The organism is Paenibacillus sp. plas6 (assembly GCF_057221655.1).
This window is the reverse complement of sequence record NZ_CM170151.1, coordinates 269,981-289,546: the sequence shown is the minus strand read 5'-3', so window position 1 is coordinate 289,546 and position 19,566 is coordinate 269,981. Positions and strand designations below refer to the sequence as shown.

The window sequence follows — 19,566 nt, the reverse complement described above, 5'->3', positions numbered from 1 at the left end:
ACCAAATGTTGAGGTTTGAATTCATCGCTATTAAGCTTGAGCACTAAGTGCGTTAAGTTTTTTAGCAAGACGAGATTTTTTGCGTGCAGCAGCATTTTTATGAATTAGGCCTTTAGTAACAGCCTTGTCCAATTTTTTAGATGCATTAAGTACAGCAACTTTAGCTGCTTCAACATCGTTGCTTGCAATAGCTTGATCAGCTGTTTTTACAGCAGTACGAAGTGCTGAACGTTGAGAAGCGTTCAATGCGCGACGTTTTTCGCTAGTTTTAACGCGTTTGATCGCAGATTTAATGTTTGGCATGAAATTCACCTCCTAAACTAGTCAAAGCTTCTTCTATCCAGAAACCTTATCAACACAACTTAAAATATATTATCATGCGACTTGCCAAAATGCAAGAGCGTAAGCGGCAGTAATCCGAATTTCACAGTGAATGAAAGTGATGGATAGAGAGAACAATAACGTTAACTTGAAAAATTTGAGTAAGTAACGCCTTGCTTTTATGTATTGTGAAGGTGTGGGAAAAACAGCAAGGTACATTAAGTTTTGGGGGTAACTGCTATGAGCGAGCTTGATTTATCATTGTATAACGTAAGAACTGATCTTGCCTTAGAGGCAATGGAAATGGCGATGGAGCTAAATACTGCTCCGATTTCTGGAGTAGAGAAGGAAGTTATAGAGGAAGAAGGAATAAAGATTACTCGTCTACATGTAAAAAACAATGCTGGTTCTCAGGCAGTTGGGAAAATGATCGGGCGTTATATTACGATTGAGGTTCCTCAGCTTCGTAACGGAGACAGTACATTACAAGATCGAGTAGCAACTCATATGGCTCGAGAGTTTGAGCAATTTTTGACACGCCTAAATATTGCAAAAGATGCGAAAATTTTAATTGTTGGTCTAGGAAACTGGAATGTTACGCCAGATGCACTCGGACCAATTGTAGTAGAGAATATTATGGTCACTCGTCATTTTTTTGAACTGATGCCTAATGATGTTGCACCTGGTTACCGTTCAGTAAGTGCAGTATCTCCTGGTGTGCTTGGCATTACTGGAATTGAATCGAGTGAAATTGTAAAAGGAATCGTGGATCAATCGAAGCCTGACCTTGTTCTTGCGATTGATGCACTTGCCTCAAGATCAATTGAACGCGTGAATACAACGATTCAAATTGCTGATACAGGAATCCATCCCGGTTCAGGTATTGGTAATAAGCGCAAAGGAATTACCTTTGAAAGCTTAGGTGTACCAACGATCGCAATAGGAGTGCCTACTGTTGTATATGCTTCTACGATTGTTAATAATACGATTGATCTGATGCGTGAGCATTTAGCTAAGCAAAACGGCGATAATGACAAAATATTCGGCTTGCTCAATCAAATGAGTGAGCAGGAAAGACTGTTGTTCGTTAAAGAAGTGCTTGAGCCAGTTGGTCATAATTTGCTTGTCACTCCTAAAGAAATTGATGAATTTATTGAGGACATTGGTAACATCATCGCAAGCGGCTTAAATGCAGCTCTACATGAAGCAGTAGATAGCAGCAATGTGGCAGCGTATACTCACTAATTTGCTTAGATACTTGTCGATGAATTAAGAGGATGAACCCAAAGAGCATAATAATCTAAAACTGCAGGCAGTGTGACATTGCTTGCAGTTTTATTTTTTAAAAATCTTGTTCTAGTAAAACTCTATCGTTCATAGAGTAGAAGTAGATTAATAGTCAAGCTAGAGAGGAAGTTGAATCGATGGAACGCAGATTAAATTTCAATGTGGTGTTGAATGAATGGAAGGAAGCTGAAGATTGGCAGGAGATTAAAATTTATGGGAAGCAATTTTTACTCCTAATGATAATGTCATTTCTATTAATTATGGTAATAGGTATTGCTGCATATTTGCGTCACAATATGTTAAGCGAGCATGTTTTAAGTGAATCTGCAGCACAGGAAGCACAGGTTGACCAGCAACAGCTGCAAGGTTTACTCGCCGAGGAACTAGCGTATTATCGCGTACATCAACAAATGGATAATAAATCATTGCAAGGACTTGGAATTGGATTGTTAGAGCATTTAACTGACACATCCCTCCTTAATCCAGCTGCAATTGTGAGTAGCGAGTTGCTTTATCATACGGTAGACAAGCAAGCGATGAAGCTGTTTAGCGGAGATGGCTTAGAAGAGAATGGAGCAACTAAAGATGTTGCTCAAGAAAACAATAAGCATAATTCTAATGAGCAAAGCCAGCTTCCTATCACTGGAAGTAATGGGGAGGATAAAAAAGATTCGCAGCCTGCGAATGCCGGCTCGTTAACAGATGGAGCGAGCGATAAGAATGAGGGAAATTTGCTAGCGAACAGCAATAAACCAGTTGCATTTATTTATCATTCCCATAATCGTGAGTCATGGTATGAAGAAATTTCAGATGGTGATCGGAACGATCAGTCAAGTCAAAAAAATATAACTTTAGTCGGTCAGCGACTAGCCGAGGAACTGGAGAAGCTTGGAGTATCCACTTTAGTGTCAGATACAGATTATCCGACTGCTGTTCCAGATTATGAATGGGTATATAGCTATAAATATTCGCGCAAAACAGTTAAAGAAGCAATTGCTAGTGCTGACAGCTTACAATATATCTTTGACATTCATCGCGACTCACAAGCAAGAAAATATACGACTGCAGAGATAAACGGAGAAAGCTATGCTCAAGTTTACTTTATTATTGGACAACGCAATCCGAATTGGAAGGAAAATGAAAGCTTTGCCCGTAAGCTTCATGACAAGATAGAAGAAAAGTATCCAGGTTTATCCCGAGGAATTTGGGGGAAAGATCCAAGTAGTGGAAATGCAGAATATAATCAGTCCTTATTTAGTCAAAGTGTGCTTATTGAAATAGGCGGGGTTGATAACAATTTAGAGGAGAGCTATCGCACGGCGAAGGCGTTAGCAGAAGTTATTGCTGAGCTACATAACGAAACTCAATAGCAATCAAACGAAAATTATTTTTATGGATCAGGCTCAGCAGCAGAAAGGGGAGACGGCTATGTTTCACAATAAAGCATGGAAATGGCTGCTGCTAGGCAGTGCGATTACCATAATTGGATTATATATGGTTGAATTAACGACTGCTGGTATCGAGCGGGTTTACGGTCCGCTCGAGCAAAAGGAAGCCGTCGTACAACAGCTCAAGCAAAAGCAATCAGGTGCAGCAAATGGACAAGGTTTAATACCGATAACAGAGCAAGACAATTACTACGAAAATGACAGTTACGATGAGAATATAAGAAAACAGTCAAGTTATTCTCCAATTGATCAAGAGATCGCTGCGCTTGAAGCGGAAATCGCTGAACTTCGACGTCAAGCTCTGCTTAAAGAAAAGCAGGAATTACAGAAAAAGCTGCTAATTAATGAGGAAGTAGACAAGCCTGCGGTCAATCGGATAGCAGATAGCACATCTGAGGTGCTGCAGAAAACGTCGCAGAGCAGTATTCAATTTATTGCGAAATTGTTTAGTAATGTGATCAATTAAGGCTCTGCCTATACCTGCTTACTAGCTCCATTTCCTTATGGCAAAATGGCAAGCGGAGCAGGTATGGGCGGAGCTGGAATGTTTATATGGGAGGCAAAAGGAGATTTTTATTAAATTGTACTCACACTTTTCTGTCAAGTGATTGATGTAGCTTGCGCTTACTGTTATAATAGGTTGATTGATTTTATTCATGGAATGTGTGGGGGTTAGGAATGACCGACGTTCGCGAAAGACAGAAGAAAATAAGAAATTTTTCGATTATTGCTCATATTGACCACGGGAAATCAACGCTGGCAGATAGAATTATTGAGCTTACTGGAGCGCTTAGCTCTCGTGAGATGCAATCTCAAGTACTCGATAAAATGGATTTGGAGAGAGAACGTGGCATCACGATTAAGCTTCAATCTGTTCGTTTGACGTATCGTGCAAAAGACGGAGAAGAGTATTATTTAAATTTAATTGACACGCCAGGACATGTCGACTTTACATATGAGGTATCTCGCAGCTTGGCAGCTTGTGAAGGTGCATTGCTTGTTGTTGATGCGGCACAAGGGATTGAAGCACAAACTTTAGCTAATGTTTATTTAGCGTTAGATAATAATTTGGAAATCATTCCAGTAATTAATAAAATTGATTTGCCTAGCGCTGAGCCTGAGCGTGTGAAGCAAGAGATTGAAGATGTAATCGGACTTGATGCTAGTGATGCGGTTCTTGCTTCTGCAAAAGCTGGTATCGGGATCGAAGATATTCTTGAACAAGTGGTTGCGAAGGTGCCAGCACCTGAAGGAGATCCAGACGCGCCGCTGCAAGCGCTAATTTTCGACTCGCATTATGATCCTTACAAAGGAGTAATTGTATATGTCAGAGTCGTGAATGGTTCAATTAAAGCAGGTCAGCATATTCGCTTTATGGCAACAGACGCTGAGTTTGAGGTGATTGAGGTTGGCTGTTTTACACCGAAAACAACTATCATTGATGAATTGCGCGTTGGCGATGTAGGCTTTATTGTAGCAGGTATTAAAAACGTTAAGGATACTCGTGTCGGGGATACGGTAACTGATGCTAGACGCCCTGCAGAAGCTCCTTTACCAGGTTACCGCCGCATCAACCCGATGGTATATTGCGGGCTTTATCCGATTGATTCTCAAGACTACAATGATTTACGCGAAGCGCTTGAAAAATTGGAACTTAATGACGCATCACTGCGTTATGAGCCTGAAAGCTCGACTGCATTGGGCTTTGGCTTCCGTTGTGGATTTTTAGGTTTGCTCCATATGGAGGTTATTCAGGAGCGTATTGAACGTGAATTTAATATTCCGCTAATTACAACTGCGCCAAGCGTTATTTACCGTGTTACTTTAACAAATGGCACAGTGCTTGAAATTGATAACCCATCAAATTATCCTGATACAAGTAAGTTGGATTTTGTGGAAGAGCCGTTTGTAAAGGCAAGCATCATTGTGCCAAATGATTATGTTGGGGCAATTATGGAGCTTTGCCAAAATAAACGCGGTGAGTTTGTAAATATGGAATATTTGGATGAAAATCGCGTTACAATTACGTACAATTTACCGCTTGCTGAAATTGTGTATGATTTCTTTGATCAGTTGAAATCAAGTACAAAAGGTTACGCATCATTCGATTATGAGCTGATCGGTTATCGACGTTCGAACCTTGTTAAGATGGATATTATGCTTAATGGAGAACAAGTCGATGCCTTGTCCGTTATCGTGCATCGCGATCGCGCTTATCAACGCGGACGAGTGATTTGTGAAAAGTTAAAAGAGCTTATCCCTCGACAAATGTTCGAGGTGCCAGTTCAAGCTTCGATTGGTACGAAAATTATCGCTCGTGAAACAGTAAAAGCGATGCGTAAAAACGTGCTTGCGAAATGTTATGGCGGTGATATTAGCCGTAAGCGTAAATTGCTAGAGAAGCAAAAAGAAGGTAAGAAGCGGATGAAGCAGGTTGGTAGTGTTGAAGTTCCGCAAGAAGCATTTATGGCTGTGTTGAAAATTGATGAGGATTAAGCGACAACGATTTGCTTCTAATTGCTTAGAGTAATGAGGCTTGCTTTGAGGGAGGAGGTTAATATAGAACTCACCCACAAAGCAGCCTTTTTTGATAGGCAGTTCAAACCTCGGAGAGATGATGAGTAGGGGTTTGAATTGTATCACCCCTTAGAGAGGAGGATATGAATTTTGCAGCAATTTCCTGAAGCGTTATATATTCATATTCCGTTTTGCACGAATAAATGTCATTATTGTGATTTTACGTCATATGTGTTAAAGGGTCAGCCGGTTGACGAATATTTAGATGCACTTGAGCTTGAGATGGAGCGCACGGTTAAAGAGTTACCTCCAAAAGTAATAAATACAGTATTTGTTGGAGGAGGTACGCCTACTGTACTTACGCCTAAGCAAATGGAACGTTTTCTTGCATCCGTTCATCGCTGGTTTCCGTTAGCAGATAATGTGGAATTCTCAATGGAAGCAAATCCTGGCACAACTGATCGAGATAAGTTGCAAGCGATGCGCGATGGTGGTGTCAATCGAATTAGCTTTGGCGTGCAATCCTTTGATAATGAGTTGTTAAAACGTATTGGCCGCATTCATGAAGTGGAAGATGTATACCGCAGTCTTGATAATGCACGCGCGGTTGGATTTACAAATATTTCGATTGATTTAATGTTTGGTCTGCCTGGTCAAACGATAGAGCTTTTAGAGGAAAGCGTAAATCGAGCGTTAGAGCTGGATTTGCCGCATTACTCCTTATACAGCTTAAAAATTGAGGAAAATACGCTTTTCCATAAGTTATATGAAAGCAATAAGCTCATTTTGCCCACAGAAGATGAAGAATATAGCATGTATCTTCATTTAATGGAGCGTATTACTGGGGCTGGCTATAAGCATTACGAGATTAGCAATTTTGCCAAACCTGGCTATGAAAGCCGGCATAACTGCACCTATTGGCGAAATGAACCATACTATGGACTTGGCACAGGCGCACATGGCTATGTAAACTCCAAGCGTCATATGAATATTAAAGGTGTAAATCCATATATCGAAGCTTGTAAAACAAGTTTTCCGCGGCTTGAGCAGTATGACATACCAGAACAAGAGGCTAAGGAAGATTTTATGATGGTTGGACTACGCTTGTTGGATGGTGTCACAGCATCACGCTATCAGCAACAGTTTCCATCATCCAGCATTGAAACAGACTTTGGAGCGATTATTGACAAGCAGGTACAACTTGGCTTAATGGAGCGGATTGAACTGCAGGATGATGTGAATTATCGCCTTACCAAACAAGGGCTTTTGTTAGGAAACGAGGTCTTTGCCGCATTTTTATCTGAGTAGTTTTAATCGTTGCAAATTGATATTAAATTAACCATTGCAAAATCGGAGAGAATGATGTATATTCATTCATATTGAATGAATATTTATTAATTCTTAAAGGACGGTAATGCAACGTGAAAGCTTACTTGGAGGTGGAGGCAGCAATGAAAACTCTACATGCTACATGCAGAAACGCACAACCTGACGATGTGGAGTCGTTATATCAATTAATTACTAGCTACGCTGAGAAAGGAATTATGCTGCCTCGCTCGCGCGAAGCGTTGCTAAAAAATATAGATTCATTTGTTATTGCGGAAATCGATGGCAAGTTTGTAGGCTGCGGAGCATTAACCCGGCTTGGTGAAGACTTGGTTGAGATTCGCTCTTTAGGTATGTCAGAGGAGTATAAAGGTTACGGTATTGGTGGCTTGATTGTAGAGCGGCTAATTGAAAATGCACAGAAACAAGGAATTAGCAAAATTATGGCGCTAACTTATGCAGTTTCATTTTTCGTGAAAAATGGATTTCATGTTGTTGATAAAGAGATTTTTCCAGAAAAGGTTTGGACAGATTGTGTAAGTTGCCCTAAGCGTCATGCCTGTGATGAAATCGCAGTTATGAAAAAAATACTATAATTTCATGTGTGGACTACCAAATCGACTTGACAATGTTTAAGTTGATTTGGTATTTTTGTATTAATGATTAGCACTCACTTGGTTTGAGTGCTAACGAAAAAAAGCAATGGCGAAAAACCTTAAGAACGGAGGATGATGACATGCTAACAGAGAGACAAAGGTTAATATTAAAAGCGATTGTTGATGACTATATTCGGTCAGCGGAACCTGTCGGATCTCGAAGCATATCTAAGCGAGAAGGCATCGGCTTCAGCCCAGCGACGATTCGCAACGAGATGGCAGATCTTGAAGAGCTAGGCTACTTAGAGCAGCCGCATACTTCCGCAGGACGGATTCCTTCGACATTAGGGTATCGCTATTATGTTGACCATCTACTAAAGCAGCAGGATGATGAAGAACTTGAGCTAGATAAAGCAAAAATTCATTCCTTTTTGTTTGAAGAGCTTAATCGCATCGAGCAGGTTATTCAACATGCTGCATCCGTGCTCTCCAATTTAACAAACTATACTTCTATATTGCTTGGACCTGAGCTGTTCAGCAATTCCTTGCAGCATTTTGGCATTGTTCCGTTAAATGAGCAAACGGCTGTAGCGATTATTGTTACGAATACAGGTCATGTAGAAAATCGTACAATTAACATTCCAGCAGGAATTTCGATGGGACAATTACAACAGGTATCGAACATTCTCAATGCAAAGCTTGCTGGTGTTCCATTAATTCAGCTTAAATCTAAGCTATATAGCGAAGTTAGTCAGGAATTGGAACGTTATGTTGGTCATTTTGAAAGTTTAGTGGAAGCTCTTGATGATGCGCTTAAAAATGGCAATGAGCATCGAGTGTATGTCGGTGGTACGACCAATATGCTTATTCAGCCAGAATTTAAGGATGTCGATAAGGTTAAAACGATATTAGATATGCTTGAGGAAACACCAACCATTATGAAGCTTTTTTCATCCTTGCCGCAAGGTATTCAAGTTCGAATTGGTCAAGAAAATAATCATCAGGCTATTGCAGACTGCAGTCTTATTACTGCGACCTATTCACTTGATGGCCAAGTATTAGGGACGATTGGAGTTTTAGGTCCTACACGTATGGAATATGGTAAAGTGATCCGTTATCTTGAGCTAATTTCCAAGGATATGAGCACAATAATGGGTAAATGGTTTTACAAATAAAACTAGTACAAGTACTATGTAAGTTGTAGTAGAAAAATTTAGGAGGTGACAGGGTGAGTACTAACGAACAAAATAATCAGACTGAGCAAGAATTAGAAAAAGAAGCTCAAGAACAAACGACTGATACCACCCAGTTTGAACAAGTAAGTGAGCAAGAGGCTCAACAGGAAGCACAGGAGGAAACAGCTAAAGTTAACTCTGAAGTTGAGCAGCTTAAAAAGCAAGTTGAGGAATTAAATAACAGATTGCTACGTGTTCAAGCTGATTATGATAACTTTAGAAGAAGAACATTAAAGGAAAAAGAAGATCTAGCGAAATACGCTTCTGTAAAATTGATTACAAATCTTTTACCTTCTATCGACAATTTTGATCGTGCGCTTGCAGCAGCAGCTTCTACAGGCGATTATGAATCACTTTCTAAAGGATTAGATATGATTTTCCGTCAGCTTATGGCTACGATGGAAGCTGAAGGCTTACAGGTCATGAAAACAGTTGGTGAGCCGTTCAATCCAGAGTATCATGAAGCAGTGATGACTGTGGAAAGTGACGAGTATGAAGAAGGCATTGTTGTCGAGGAGCTTCAAAAGGGCTATATGCTCAAGGATAAAGTAATCCGTCCTGCTATGGTTAAAGTAAGTGGTTAAGCGTCGTATAAAAATGAAGCAAGCTTCTTACTTCATATACTTAATTAAATACTGCAAGCAAGTTACTTAAATAATGCTAGGATACAAAGAAATTAGATTCCATTTCTTTTAGGAGGACTATAAAAAATGAGTAAAGTAATTGGTATTGACTTAGGTACTACAAACTCTTGCGTAGCTGTTATGGAAGGCGGCGAGCCAGTTGTTATTCCTAACCCAGAAGGTGCGCGTACAACTCCTTCAGTTGTAGGTTTTAAAAAAGATGGCGAACGCATTGTTGGTGAAACTGCTAAACGCCAAGCGATTACTAACCCTGATCGAACAGTTATTTCGATCAAACGCCATATGGGTACTGATCACAAAGTTACAATTGACGGTAAAGACTATACTCCACAAGAAATTTCTGCAATTATTTTGCAAAAACTAAAAGCAGATGCAGAAGCTTATTTAGGTCAAAAAGTAACGCAAGCTGTAATTACAGTTCCTGCTTACTTTAACGATAGTCAACGTCAAGCGACTAAAGATGCGGGTAAAATTGCTGGTCTAGAAGTGCTTCGTATCGTCAACGAACCAACAGCGGCTGCACTTGCATATGGTATGGATAAAGACGGAGATCAAACAATTCTAGTATACGACCTTGGTGGAGGTACATTCGACGTTTCCATTCTTGAATTAGGCGATGGCTTCTTCGAAGTTAAAGCGACTAGCGGTGACAATAAACTTGGCGGTGACGATTTTGACCAAGTAATTATCGACTATCTAGTTTCTGAATTCAAGAAAGAAAACGGCGTAGACCTTTCCAAAGATAAAGCAGCTGTACAACGTTTGAAAGACGCAGCAGAAAAAGCGAAAAAAGAGCTTTCTGGTGTATTAACTACAACAATCTCACTTCCGTTCATTACAATGGTTGACGGAGTTCCTGCTCACTTAGAAATGAATTTAACTCGTGCTAAATTTGAAGAGTTGTCTGCTCATCTAGTTGAGCGTACAATGGTTCCAACTCGTCAAGCGCTAAAAGATGCTGGACTTTCAACTAGCGAAATTGATAAAGTTGTTCTAGTTGGTGGTTCTACTCGTATTCCAGCAGTTCAAGAAGCAGTTAAAAAGCTAATCGGTAAAGAGCCTCATAAAGGCGTTAACCCAGACGAGGTTGTTGCTCTTGGTGCTGCCGTACAAGCCGGCGTATTAACTGGTGATGTTAAAGACGTTGTATTGCTTGACGTGACACCTCTATCTCTAGGTATTGAAACAGCAGGCGGAGTATTTACGAAAATGATTGATCGTAATACAACAATCCCTACAAGTAAATCACAAATTTTCTCTACTTATGCTGACAACCAAACTAGCGTTGAAATTCACGTTCTTCAAGGTGAACGTGCAATGGCAGCAGACAACAAAACATTGGGACGCTTCCAACTTAACGATATTCCACCAGCACCACGTGGTGTTCCACAAATCGAGGTTACCTTCGATATTGATGCTAACGGTATCGTTAACGTTACAGCAACTGATAAAGGTACAGGTAAAAAACAAAATATTACAATCACTTCTTCTAGCGGCTTAAGCGACGAGGAAATCGATAAAATGATGAAGGAAGCTGAGCTATACGCTGAGCAAGATAAGAAGCGTAAAGAACTAGTAGAAGTTAAAAATAATGCGGATCAGCTAGTATATCAAACTGAAAAAACATTGAAAGATCTTGAAGGCAAAGTTGATGAAGCAGAAGTAGCAAAAGCAAACGAAGCGAAAGAAAAAGTGAAATCTGCTGTTGCAACTGATGATATTGAGGCAATTAAATCAGCAACTGATGAGCTAATGTCAATCGTGCAAGCTCTATCTACTAAGTTGTACGAGCAAGCACAACAAGCTCAAGCAGGCGCTGACAATGCTGGTGCAAGCAATGCAAAAGGCAACGACGATGTAGTTGATGCTGATTACGAAGTTGTGGATGACAACAAGTAATAAGGTCATTCTGAAGGGTCAAAGCGGGCTTTCCCCCAACTTTGACCTTTCGCATGTGTATAACCGTAAACTTGAGTGCATCTTCTAAAGATCATTCATTTCGACTGGGAGGTGAGATCAATTGGCTGGAAAGCGTGATTATTATGAGGTGCTTGGGGTAAGTAAAGATGCCTCCGGCGATGAAATAAAAAAAGCATATCGAAAATTAGCTCGTCAATATCATCCTGACGTAAATAAGGCACCTGATGCTGAAGAGAAATTTAAAGAAGTTAAGGAAGCTTATGATGTATTAAGTGACGATAGTAAGCGTGCTACTTACGATCGTTACGGCCATGTTGATCCGAATCAAGGAATGGGCGGCGGCGGATTTAGCGGCGCTGACTTTGGCGGGTTTGGTGATATTTTTGATATGTTCTTTGGCGGTGGTGGTCGTCAACGCGATCCGAATGCGCCGCAAAGAGGTAAAGATTTACAGTACACGATGACGATCGAATTTATTGAAGCAGTTTTTGGTAAAGAAACTGAAGTTACAATACCGCGTGAAGAAAACTGTGATACGTGTCATGGTACTGGAGCAAAACCTGGAACTTCTCCAAAAACATGTTCGACATGTCACGGAACAGGTCAGCAAGAGATTGTCCAAAATACTCCGTTTGGACGAATTGCTAATCGTCGCGTATGTCAAACTTGTCGAGGTAAAGGAAAAATCATCGTTGACAAATGTCCAAGCTGTTATGGCGAAGGTCGCGTAAGAAAACAACGCCGTATTAAAGTTAATATTCCTGCTGGTGTGGATGACGGACAACAAATTCGCATTAGCGGTGAAGGAGAAGGCGGAAAAAATGGCGGGCCTCCAGGAGATCTTTATATTGTGCTGCGCGTGAAGTCGCATGACTTCTTCATGCGTGAGGGCGATGATATTTATGTGGAAGTACCGATTACGTTTGCTCAAGCAGCATTAGGTGCGGAAATTGAGGTGCCGACGCTAACTGATCGTGTAAAAATGAAAATTCCACCAGGCACGCAAACTGGTAAATACTTCCGTCTAAAAGGAAAAGGTGTTCCTAAATTGCGCGGCATGGGGACAGGAGATCAGCATGTTAAGGTGACAGTCGTTACACCAACCAACTTGACAGAAGAGCAAAAAGAACTGCTTCGTCAATTTGATGGTTTAAGCTCATCACCTTCATACAGCAGTGCTGATGATCACCATGAATCTATCTTTGAACGTATGAAGCGAGCTTTCCGTGGCGAATAATACTCGCGTAACTCGTGTAATAGGTTAGCTAATCGTTGATGATAAGCCTAGTTTAACAATGATGCTCAAGCGCTATTAGTTTGAGTAGAAAATTGTTAAATTAGGCTTTTTCTTTATAATTCAATTGGTATAAATTGTTGTCATTTTTCTTATACTAGCTACGGGCTAGTAGGAGGTGAAGTGATGTACAACGAAAAAAAAGAGATGGAAAAAATAAATTTTGGTGATTTGCCTGTTGATTGGGAGGATGAAGAGTTTGCAGAAGAGTACTATGAGGATGAGCAATTAAGCAACTACAAACAAAAAACTCAAAATAGTAATAAACATAGCAAGATTAGCAAGCTTGATTGGTATGATGAAATGTAGCAAGCCTATGCTTGTAGCCTGCCGATTCATGTTCACATAATAGATCATTAGTGAAAAACGCAAGCTTTCGCTAGGGATTTGCTCGTATAACGAAAGTTAGTTGAGCGATCTCAGGAGCTTGCGTTTTTCATATTAAGCAATAATTTAGACAATTTTACCCTTCCCTTTGTCAAGTTACGCAAGCTGTTGTACAATAGAGGGTAGGTCTTAAAAGTACGGTCAAAAACTTGGAGGTTTTACATAAATGAAATGGTATGAACTAACGATTGCAACAACTGAGATTGCAACTGAAATGATATCGAATTTTTTACATGAGCATGGCGCAGGCGGAGTATCAATCGAAGAATCGGGTACTTTGAATAAACCGAGAGATACATCTCTCGGTCAATGGTACGATACACCGCTTAATGATATACCTGAAGGTGAAGCAATTATTAAAGGCTATTTTCCAGAAGATACAAATATGGAACAACTAATTGCTGATTTGAAGCCGCGTATTGAAGGGCTGCGTGAGTTCGAGATTGATCCAGGAAACGTACAATATTCCTACATTGAGGTTGATGATGAAAATTGGGCTACGGCTTGGAAAGATTATTTTCATCCGATTCCAATTACAGATAAACTAACGATTAAGCCGACATGGGAAGAGTATGAGGCGAAAGAAGGCGAATTGATTATTGAGCTTGATCCTGGGATGGCCTTTGGCACAGGGACACACCCAACTACATCGCTATGCCTAAAAACATTAGAAAAGGTTATTCAAGGCGGAGAAACGGTGATTGACGTTGGAACTGGCTCTGGCGTACTAGCAATTGGGGCAATTAAGCTTGGTGCGTCTGCAGTATTGGCGCTTGATCTTGATCCTATCGCTGTCTCAAGTGCGACAGAAAATGTAAAATTAAACGGACTTAGTGAGCAAATTGATGTACAGCTTAGTGACCTGCTCGGCATCTTGCGTCAAGATGAGGCTGCATCAGCTTCCTTAAAAGTGAAGCCGCCAGTTGATCTCGTTGTTGCAAATATATTAGCAGAAATTATTATGCTGTTTATTGATGATGTCTTTGCAGCATTAAAACCAGGCGGTACCTATATTGCTTCAGGGATTTGGAAAAATAAAGAAGAGCTTGTTGAGCAAGGACTGCTTGCTGCAGGATTTGAAATTAAAGAAAAAAATCGAGATGAGGATTGGCTTGCATTTGTAGCGATTAAGCCAAAGGTGTGATTTAAATGGATTTTAATTTTTTAGCATTTCCGCTGGAAATGTTGCCATTTATCGTCCTTGTACTGCTTATTCAATTTACCGTTCATGAATTTGCTCATGCTTATGCGGCGTATAAGTTTGGCGATGATACGGCTTATCGGGAAGGAAGGGTTACACTAAATCCGTTTGCCCATATCGACATTTTCGGCTTTATTCTAATTTTGATCGCAGGCTTCGGTTGGGCGAAGCCTGTTCCAGTGCGTGCTAGCAGATTTAAAAATCCGCGTATGATGAGTGTTATCGTATCGGTAGTTGGACCGCTTAGTAATTTGCTGCTAGGGATTATATCGATCTTCGGATATTTGCTTATCTTAAAGTCTGATGTATTAAGTGGCGCTTCTACAGGAGTAGTTAGTGCGGTAGAAGTATTTTTCAGTTATATGATTCATTTTAGTTTCTTACTATTTATTTTTAACCTTATTCCATTGCCGCCGCTTGACGGCTATCGGATTGTAGCTGAATTTTTACCGCTGCAAACACGCTTTAAGCTGGAGCAAAATGCATACTGGGGTACGATTATCTTTTTATTGCTTGTTTTTATTGATCCGTTGCGCAGAGTAACGCTTGATCCAATTCTTGGATTAGGTACATCTCTGGCACAAGAAATATTAAATATAGCGTATGCAATCATTTTTTAATCTAATAAGGAATGTCGAATATGCAAAGATATTTTGTAAATCCAGCGCAATTTCTTAACAATGAGCTGGTAATACTGGGTGATGATGCACATCATATTTCGCGAGTGATGCGGATGACAGAAGGGGCTCAAGTTATTGTTAGTGATGGCATATCCCGTACTGTGCGTGCAGAAATAGTGTCGGTTAATAATAAAGAAGTGAGGCTTGCCATAGTAGAGGAGCTTGCACAAAGCTCAGAGGCTGCTTGGCGAGTTACACTTGCCCAAGGATTGCCGAAAGGTGATAAAATGGATCTTATCGTGCAGAAATGCACGGAGATTGGGGTTGCAGCCATTATTCCATTTCAATCCGAGCGGGTGATTGTACAATACGATCACAAAAAGGAAGCCAAACGCTTGGAGCGTTGGATGAAAATAGCGAAGGAAGCAGCCGAGCAAAGTCATCGCAACCTCATTCCTTCAATTAAGGAACCGCTTAGCTGGAAGGCGCTGCTTGCAGCAATTGCTGAGTATGATTTAGCATTGTTCTGCTATGAGCGAGCAGGTGATGAAGGACATGGAGTTGGCTTAAGAGATGTGCTAAGTGAATATAAACTTAAGTGGGGGCAGGCTGAGCTAAGTCAGCCTCGAGTTTTGTTAATGGTTGGTCCAGAGGGCGGCTTTTCAGAGCGCGAAGCACAGCAGGCTGAAGAGGCAGGAGCTAAGCTGGTTGGTTTAGGAAAAAGAATTTTACGAGCTGAGACAGCAGGTATTGCAGCATTGTCCTGCATACTTTATGAATCAGGCGAGATGGGAGGCGTGTGACCACAATGGCAAAAACGGTCGCATTTTATACAGTAGGTTGTAAAGTTAACTTTTATGATACAGAAGCAATTTGGCAGATATTTAAAGAAGCGGGATATGAGCAAGTGGATTTTGAATCTCCATCTGCTGATGTATATTTAATTAACACATGTACAGTAACAAATACGGGGGACAAAAAGAGCCGCCAAATTATTCGTCGAGCGATTCGTCGTAATCCTGATGCGATTGTTGCGGTAACAGGCTGTTATGCGCAAACTTCGCCAGCAGAAATTATGGCAATTGAAGGTGTCGATCTCGTAATTGGTAACCAAGATCGCGATAAAATTATGACGTTTATCGAGCAAATTCAAGCAGAGCGCAAACCGGTAAATGCCGTACGCAACATTATGAAAACTCGCAGCTTTGAAGACTTAAGCGTACCAAGCTTTACAGAACGTACACGTGCTTTCCTGAAAATTCAAGAGGGCTGCAATAATTTCTGTACTTTCTGTATTATTCCTTGGTCACGAGGTTTATCGCGCAGCCGTGATCCGAAATCAGTAATTGAACAAGCTAAAATTCTTGTTGAGTCTGGTTACAAGGAAATTGTATTGACAGGTATCCATACAGGCGGTTACGGCGATGATATGGAAGACTATAATTTGACTCGCTTGCTTTGGGATTTGGATAAAGTAGAAGGCTTAGAGCGAATTCGTATTAGCTCGATTGAAGCTAGTCAAATTGATGATGCGATGATTGAGGTGCTTAATAAGTCATCCAAAATGTGTCGCCATCTTCACATTCCTTTGCAAGCTGGAGAAAATAGCGTATTAAAACGGATGCGCCGTAAATATACGACAGAGCAATATGCTGAAAAAATTAGAAGAATTAAGGAAGCTATGCCTGGCGTAGCGATAACAACTGATGTCATTGTTGGCTTCCCAGGTGAAACGGACGAGATGTTCGAAGCTGGCTATCAATTTATGAAAGAGGTAGGCTTTGCTGAAATGCATGTGTTCCCTTATTCACGCCGTACAGGTACGCCAGCAGCGCGTATGACTGATCAAGTGGATGAGGAAGTAAAACATGAGCGCGTTCATAAACTTATCGAACTTTCAGAAAGTATGCAGCTAGAATATGCTAAGCGTTTTGTTGGACAAGTGTTATATGTTATTCCTGAGCGTGAGCAAAAAGGCAACGAAGGCAGCGGTTATATCATGGGTTACTCTGATAACTATTTGAACATCGTCTTCGAAGGCTCAGAATCACTAATCGGCAAAGTAGTAGCTGTTAAAGTGGTTGAAGCAGGTGTGAATGAGTGTCGTGGACAGCTTGTCCGCGTGCTTGAAAACAATGCTCCTGCATACAGTCAACCAATTCAGCCAATCGCTAAACAGGCATAACATATTTTTACGATAAATTAATCGTTATTTGCATGGAAAAAAGGAGGATTCTAGTACCGTTTCGCAATGAAGCGATGCTAGAATCCTCTCCTGTTATTGGCAGCATTATGTTAAACTTGATCTAGTCGTTCGAACCATTTTATATAGCAGATCGGCAAGGCGATAAAGGAGCATATAACGTTGAATAATGTTTGCGAATGAGCAATTGCTGAAGGAATTGAGTCGGTGATCCATAACGAAACAGCAGCTAGCCCATCAATAAATGGATAAAATAGAATGGCTCCGCCTACGTTGAGCAAAAGATGTGATATAGCGACAAATTGTCCGCCTCTTGTGCCGCCGAGCGAGGCAAGGATCCCTGTAAAACATGTTCCAATGTTACTGCCCAGCACAATTGCGATACAGAGCGAGAGCGGTAAACTATCCAGCGCAGCTATTCCCATAATCATGGCAATTACTGCAGAGCTGCTGTGAAAAAGTGCGGTCAATATTGCACCTGTAAACATTCCCCATAGCATCGTCGTTTGCGCTTGTTCGACAAACCAGCTATATAGATCTGTTTGTTGTAAGCTTGGTCCGATGCTTTGCATTGTAGTAATGCCTAGCAGCAGCAGTCCAAAGCCAAACAACACAACAGCTAAAGAGCGGATTAATGTATTGCCATGCCAATTGCGAACAGAGTTAGGCAAAATCTTTAGTTCAATTAATGTGGAAGAAATTAACCACAGAATAAAAGATACAATTAGAATTGGCTTAGCCAGATGAAAGATATTTAAACCGATAAGCTCTGTAGTAAGACAGGTACCAATGTTTGTGCCTAAAATAATGCCAAGCGTACGCGAAAAAGTCAGTAATTTACTATTGACTAAGCTAATTGATAATGCAGTTACTGCGGTGCTGCTTTGCAGGAAAGCAGTGCTTACCGTGCCAAGTACAAGGCCATGCAATGGAGTAGTTGTCGAGCGTTGCAACAGGTTAAGCATACCGCTGCCGCCTAAGGAAAAGAGTGCTAGTTCCATTAGCTTCATTCCACACATAAAAATCGAAAAACCAAGCAAGCTTGGCAAAAGAATTGAAGTAACCACAGCCCGTCTCCTTTCATAATAAAGCTGTTAAGCTTATACCTATGCGAGATGGAGGACGAGCATGCTTAACATTTTAAAAAATGCAATTTGAAAGAGGTATTAATGATGGCAAATGCAAAAGCAATATTAATTAAAGCTCGTAAAAAACGGATTGAGGAAAGTCATCCTTGGGTTTATGCTAGTGAAATTGCGGAACTCGATCGCGATGATGTCGAACCGGGTTCGCTTGTTGATGTTGTTACACATAGCGGTAAATATTTAGCAACAGGATATTGGAATCCGAAATCTCAATTAACGATACGAATTGTAAGCTACGAGCCGATTTCTGAGCTTGATCAAAATTTTTTCCGTGAGCGCTTGTTGCGTTGCAAACGGCATCGTGAACGTTTTGTTCGTGATCAAGATTGCCGTCTAGTCTATGGAGAGTCTGATTTTTTACCTGGTTTAATTGTTGACCGATTCGCAGATGTGCTTGTTGTGCAAATTTTAACGTTAGGCATGGACAAGCATAGAGAGGCGCTAATCGCAGCGTTAATCGATGTTTTTCAGCCAAGAGGAATTTATGAGCGCAGCGATGTATCTGTACGCGAATTAGAGGGTCTAGAACAGCGTACAGGAGTGCTTTATGGAGAATGCCCGTCAATCGTCGAAATTGTTGAAAATGGGTTGCATATGGAAGTAGACATTGTTCAGGGGCAAAAAACAGGCTATTTCTTCGATCAGCGCGAAAACCGTGCAGCAATTAAGCCGCTAATGACTGGTTGGGGGGAGCGCAGCGGGATTAAGCTGCAAACGCTCGAAGATGGTCGAGTGGCTCCTGTCAATCGAAATGGCAAAGAAGTGACTTTTCCATATTGGGATGGGGCTACGGTATTAGAATGCTTTGCTCATACGGGAAGTTTCACTTTACACGCTTGTCAATACGGTGCAAAAAAGGTAACTTGTCTAGATGTATCTGAGCATGCGATTGAAACAGCAAAGCGTAATGTTGCCCGCAATGGCTTTAGCGATCGTGTGGAGTTTGTTGTTGCCGATGCGTTTCAATATTTGCGTGATCAAGTAAGAGGGCTGGAGGAACGAAAACAACGTCATCTTGGTTTAGTGGATACATCAAAGAAGCTGGAACAGGAAGGTCGCACATGGGATGTAGTTATTTTGGACCCTCCAGCGTTTGCTAAATCTCGCTCTGCGATTGAAGGTGCGAAACGCGGTTATAAAGATATTAATTTGCACGGCTTAAAGCTAGTCAATGAAGGCGGTTATTTAGTGACAGCAAGCTGCTCCTATCATATGCGACCAGAGCTATTTATGGAAGCCATTGCTGACGCTGCCAAGGATGCAGGAAAAGTGCTGCGACTGATTGAATGGCGCGCCGCTGGAAAGGATCATCCGCAAATTTTAGGCTTCAATGAAAGTCATTATTTGAAGTTTGCGATTTTCGAAGTTACCTCAAAACGGCAAGGTTAATTGCGGCGGGAAAAATAGATGTAGGGAGGAACG

18 protein-coding genes are annotated in these 19,566 nt (G+C 40.9%); 16 read left to right on the top strand and 2 right to left on the bottom strand.

From position 1 onward, the window contains the following. Positions 1-30: 30 nt before the first annotated feature. Positions 31-303, bottom strand: coding sequence for a 30S ribosomal protein S20 (gene rpsT / locus AC2TDL_RS01425; RefSeq protein ID WP_484698270.1), 273 nt, complete (start codon positions 301-303; stop codon positions 31-33). Positions 304-561: 258 nt separating this feature from the next. On the opposite strand from rpsT, the gene gpr reads away from it, so the two are divergent. From gpr to mtaB, 15 genes are all read left to right on the top strand, one after another. Further along, on the top strand, positions 562-1,566 hold the full coding sequence (gene gpr, locus AC2TDL_RS01420; RefSeq protein WP_484698268.1) for a GPR endopeptidase: 1,005 nt from the start codon (positions 562-564) through the stop codon (positions 1,564-1,566). A gap of 179 nt (positions 1,567-1,745) precedes the next feature. Next, complete coding sequence (locus AC2TDL_RS01415) at positions 1,746-2,978, top strand: stage II sporulation protein P (RefSeq protein ID WP_484698267.1); 1,233 nt, start codon at positions 1,746-1,748, stop codon at positions 2,976-2,978. A gap of 58 nt (positions 2,979-3,036) precedes the next feature. Then, positions 3,037-3,522, top strand: coding sequence for a hypothetical protein (locus AC2TDL_RS01410; RefSeq protein ID WP_484698265.1), 486 nt, complete (start codon positions 3,037-3,039; stop codon positions 3,520-3,522). A gap of 212 nt (positions 3,523-3,734) precedes the next feature. Next, positions 3,735-5,552 (top strand): translation elongation factor 4, encoded by a 1,818-nt coding sequence (gene lepA, locus AC2TDL_RS01405; RefSeq protein ID WP_484698262.1) that lies wholly within the window; start codon positions 3,735-3,737, stop codon positions 5,550-5,552. A gap of 168 nt (positions 5,553-5,720) precedes the next feature. Further along, positions 5,721-6,881 (top strand): radical SAM family heme chaperone HemW, encoded by a 1,161-nt coding sequence (hemW, locus tag AC2TDL_RS01400; RefSeq protein ID WP_484700980.1) that lies wholly within the window; start codon positions 5,721-5,723, stop codon positions 6,879-6,881. A 143-nt stretch (positions 6,882-7,024) separates the two neighbouring features. Next, the gene (locus tag AC2TDL_RS01395) at positions 7,025-7,495 is read left to right on the top strand and encodes an N-acetyltransferase (RefSeq protein WP_484698260.1); all 471 of its coding nucleotides are present in this window, start codon (positions 7,025-7,027) and stop codon (positions 7,493-7,495) included. A 140-nt stretch (positions 7,496-7,635) separates the two neighbouring features. Next, positions 7,636-8,670 (top strand): heat-inducible transcriptional repressor HrcA, encoded by a 1,035-nt coding sequence (gene hrcA, locus AC2TDL_RS01390; protein WP_484698257.1) that lies wholly within the window; start codon positions 7,636-7,638, stop codon positions 8,668-8,670. A 53-nt stretch (positions 8,671-8,723) separates the two neighbouring features. Further along, the gene (gene grpE / locus AC2TDL_RS01385; protein ID WP_484698256.1) at positions 8,724-9,314 is read left to right on the top strand and encodes a nucleotide exchange factor GrpE; all 591 of its coding nucleotides are present in this window, start codon (positions 8,724-8,726) and stop codon (positions 9,312-9,314) included. A gap of 126 nt (positions 9,315-9,440) precedes the next feature. Beyond that, on the top strand, positions 9,441-11,273 hold the full coding sequence (gene dnaK, locus AC2TDL_RS01380; RefSeq protein ID WP_484698254.1) for a molecular chaperone DnaK: 1,833 nt from the start codon (positions 9,441-9,443) through the stop codon (positions 11,271-11,273). Positions 11,274-11,394: 121 nt separating this feature from the next. Further along, a complete protein-coding gene (gene dnaJ, locus AC2TDL_RS01375) occupies positions 11,395-12,531 on the top strand; it encodes a molecular chaperone DnaJ (protein ID WP_484698253.1) in 1,137 nt (378 codons plus the stop codon). Positions 12,532-12,714: 183 nt separating this feature from the next. After that, positions 12,715-12,897, top strand: a complete 183-nt coding sequence (locus AC2TDL_RS01370; protein ID WP_484698251.1) for a YfhD family protein — start codon at positions 12,715-12,717, stop codon at positions 12,895-12,897. A 244-nt stretch (positions 12,898-13,141) separates the two neighbouring features. Further along, positions 13,142-14,119: a 50S ribosomal protein L11 methyltransferase gene (prmA, locus tag AC2TDL_RS01365; protein WP_484698248.1), complete on the top strand. Its 978-nt coding sequence runs from the start codon at positions 13,142-13,144 to the stop codon at positions 14,117-14,119. Between the two features lie 5 nt (positions 14,120-14,124). Next, on the top strand, positions 14,125-14,796 hold the full coding sequence (locus AC2TDL_RS01360) for a site-2 protease family protein (protein WP_484698246.1): 672 nt from the start codon (positions 14,125-14,127) through the stop codon (positions 14,794-14,796). 20 nt (positions 14,797-14,816) lie between these two features. Further along, entirely contained in the window at positions 14,817-15,599 is a 783-nt protein-coding gene (locus tag AC2TDL_RS01355) for a 16S rRNA (uracil(1498)-N(3))-methyltransferase (protein WP_484698244.1), read from the top strand. A 5-nt stretch (positions 15,600-15,604) separates the two neighbouring features. Then, positions 15,605-16,981, top strand: coding sequence for a tRNA (N(6)-L-threonylcarbamoyladenosine(37)-C(2))-methylthiotransferase MtaB (mtaB, locus tag AC2TDL_RS01350; RefSeq protein WP_484698242.1), 1,377 nt, complete (start codon positions 15,605-15,607; stop codon positions 16,979-16,981). Between the two features lie 110 nt (positions 16,982-17,091). Here the strand turns inward: mtaB and AC2TDL_RS01345 are convergent, their stop codons facing one another. Continuing rightward, positions 17,092-18,066: a Na/Pi cotransporter family protein gene (locus AC2TDL_RS01345; RefSeq protein ID WP_484698238.1), complete on the bottom strand. Its 975-nt coding sequence runs from the start codon at positions 18,064-18,066 to the stop codon at positions 17,092-17,094. Between the two features lie 105 nt (positions 18,067-18,171). Here AC2TDL_RS01345 and AC2TDL_RS01340 point away from each other — a divergent pair, with 105 nt between their 5' ends. Continuing rightward, the gene (locus AC2TDL_RS01340) at positions 18,172-19,533 is read left to right on the top strand and encodes a class I SAM-dependent rRNA methyltransferase (protein ID WP_484700978.1); all 1,362 of its coding nucleotides are present in this window, start codon (positions 18,172-18,174) and stop codon (positions 19,531-19,533) included. The last annotated feature ends 33 nt before the right edge of the window (positions 19,534-19,566 follow it).

Excerpts from the sequence above, each read along its gene's own strand:
- dnaK (WP_484698254.1), top strand. The coding sequence starts at position 9,441 with ATGAGTAAAGTAATTGGTATTGACTTAGGTACTACAAACTCTTGCGTA.
- lepA (WP_484698262.1), top strand. The coding sequence starts at position 3,735 with ATGACCGACGTTCGCGAAAGACAGAAGAAAATAAGAAATTTTTCGATT.
- rpsT (WP_484698270.1), bottom strand. The coding sequence starts at position 303 with ATGCCAAACATTAAATCTGCGATCAAACGCGTTAAAACTAGCGAAAAA.
- AC2TDL_RS01395 (WP_484698260.1), top strand. The coding sequence starts at position 7,025 with ATGAAAACTCTACATGCTACATGCAGAAACGCACAACCTGACGATGTG.
- AC2TDL_RS01360 (WP_484698246.1), top strand. The coding sequence starts at position 14,125 with ATGGATTTTAATTTTTTAGCATTTCCGCTGGAAATGTTGCCATTTATC.
- mtaB (WP_484698242.1), top strand. The coding sequence starts at position 15,605 with ATGGCAAAAACGGTCGCATTTTATACAGTAGGTTGTAAAGTTAACTTT.
- AC2TDL_RS01410 (WP_484698265.1), top strand. The coding sequence starts at position 3,037 with ATGTTTCACAATAAAGCATGGAAATGGCTGCTGCTAGGCAGTGCGATT.
- hrcA (WP_484698257.1), top strand. The coding sequence starts at position 7,636 with ATGCTAACAGAGAGACAAAGGTTAATATTAAAAGCGATTGTTGATGAC.
- AC2TDL_RS01415 (WP_484698267.1), top strand. The coding sequence starts at position 1,746 with ATGGAACGCAGATTAAATTTCAATGTGGTGTTGAATGAATGGAAGGAA.
- prmA (WP_484698248.1), top strand. The coding sequence starts at position 13,142 with ATGAAATGGTATGAACTAACGATTGCAACAACTGAGATTGCAACTGAA.
- AC2TDL_RS01340 (WP_484700978.1), top strand. The coding sequence starts at position 18,172 with ATGGCAAATGCAAAAGCAATATTAATTAAAGCTCGTAAAAAACGGATT.
- AC2TDL_RS01370 (WP_484698251.1), top strand. The coding sequence starts at position 12,715 with ATGTACAACGAAAAAAAAGAGATGGAAAAAATAAATTTTGGTGATTTG.
- gpr (WP_484698268.1), top strand. The coding sequence starts at position 562 with ATGAGCGAGCTTGATTTATCATTGTATAACGTAAGAACTGATCTTGCC.
- AC2TDL_RS01355 (WP_484698244.1), top strand. The coding sequence starts at position 14,817 with ATGCAAAGATATTTTGTAAATCCAGCGCAATTTCTTAACAATGAGCTG.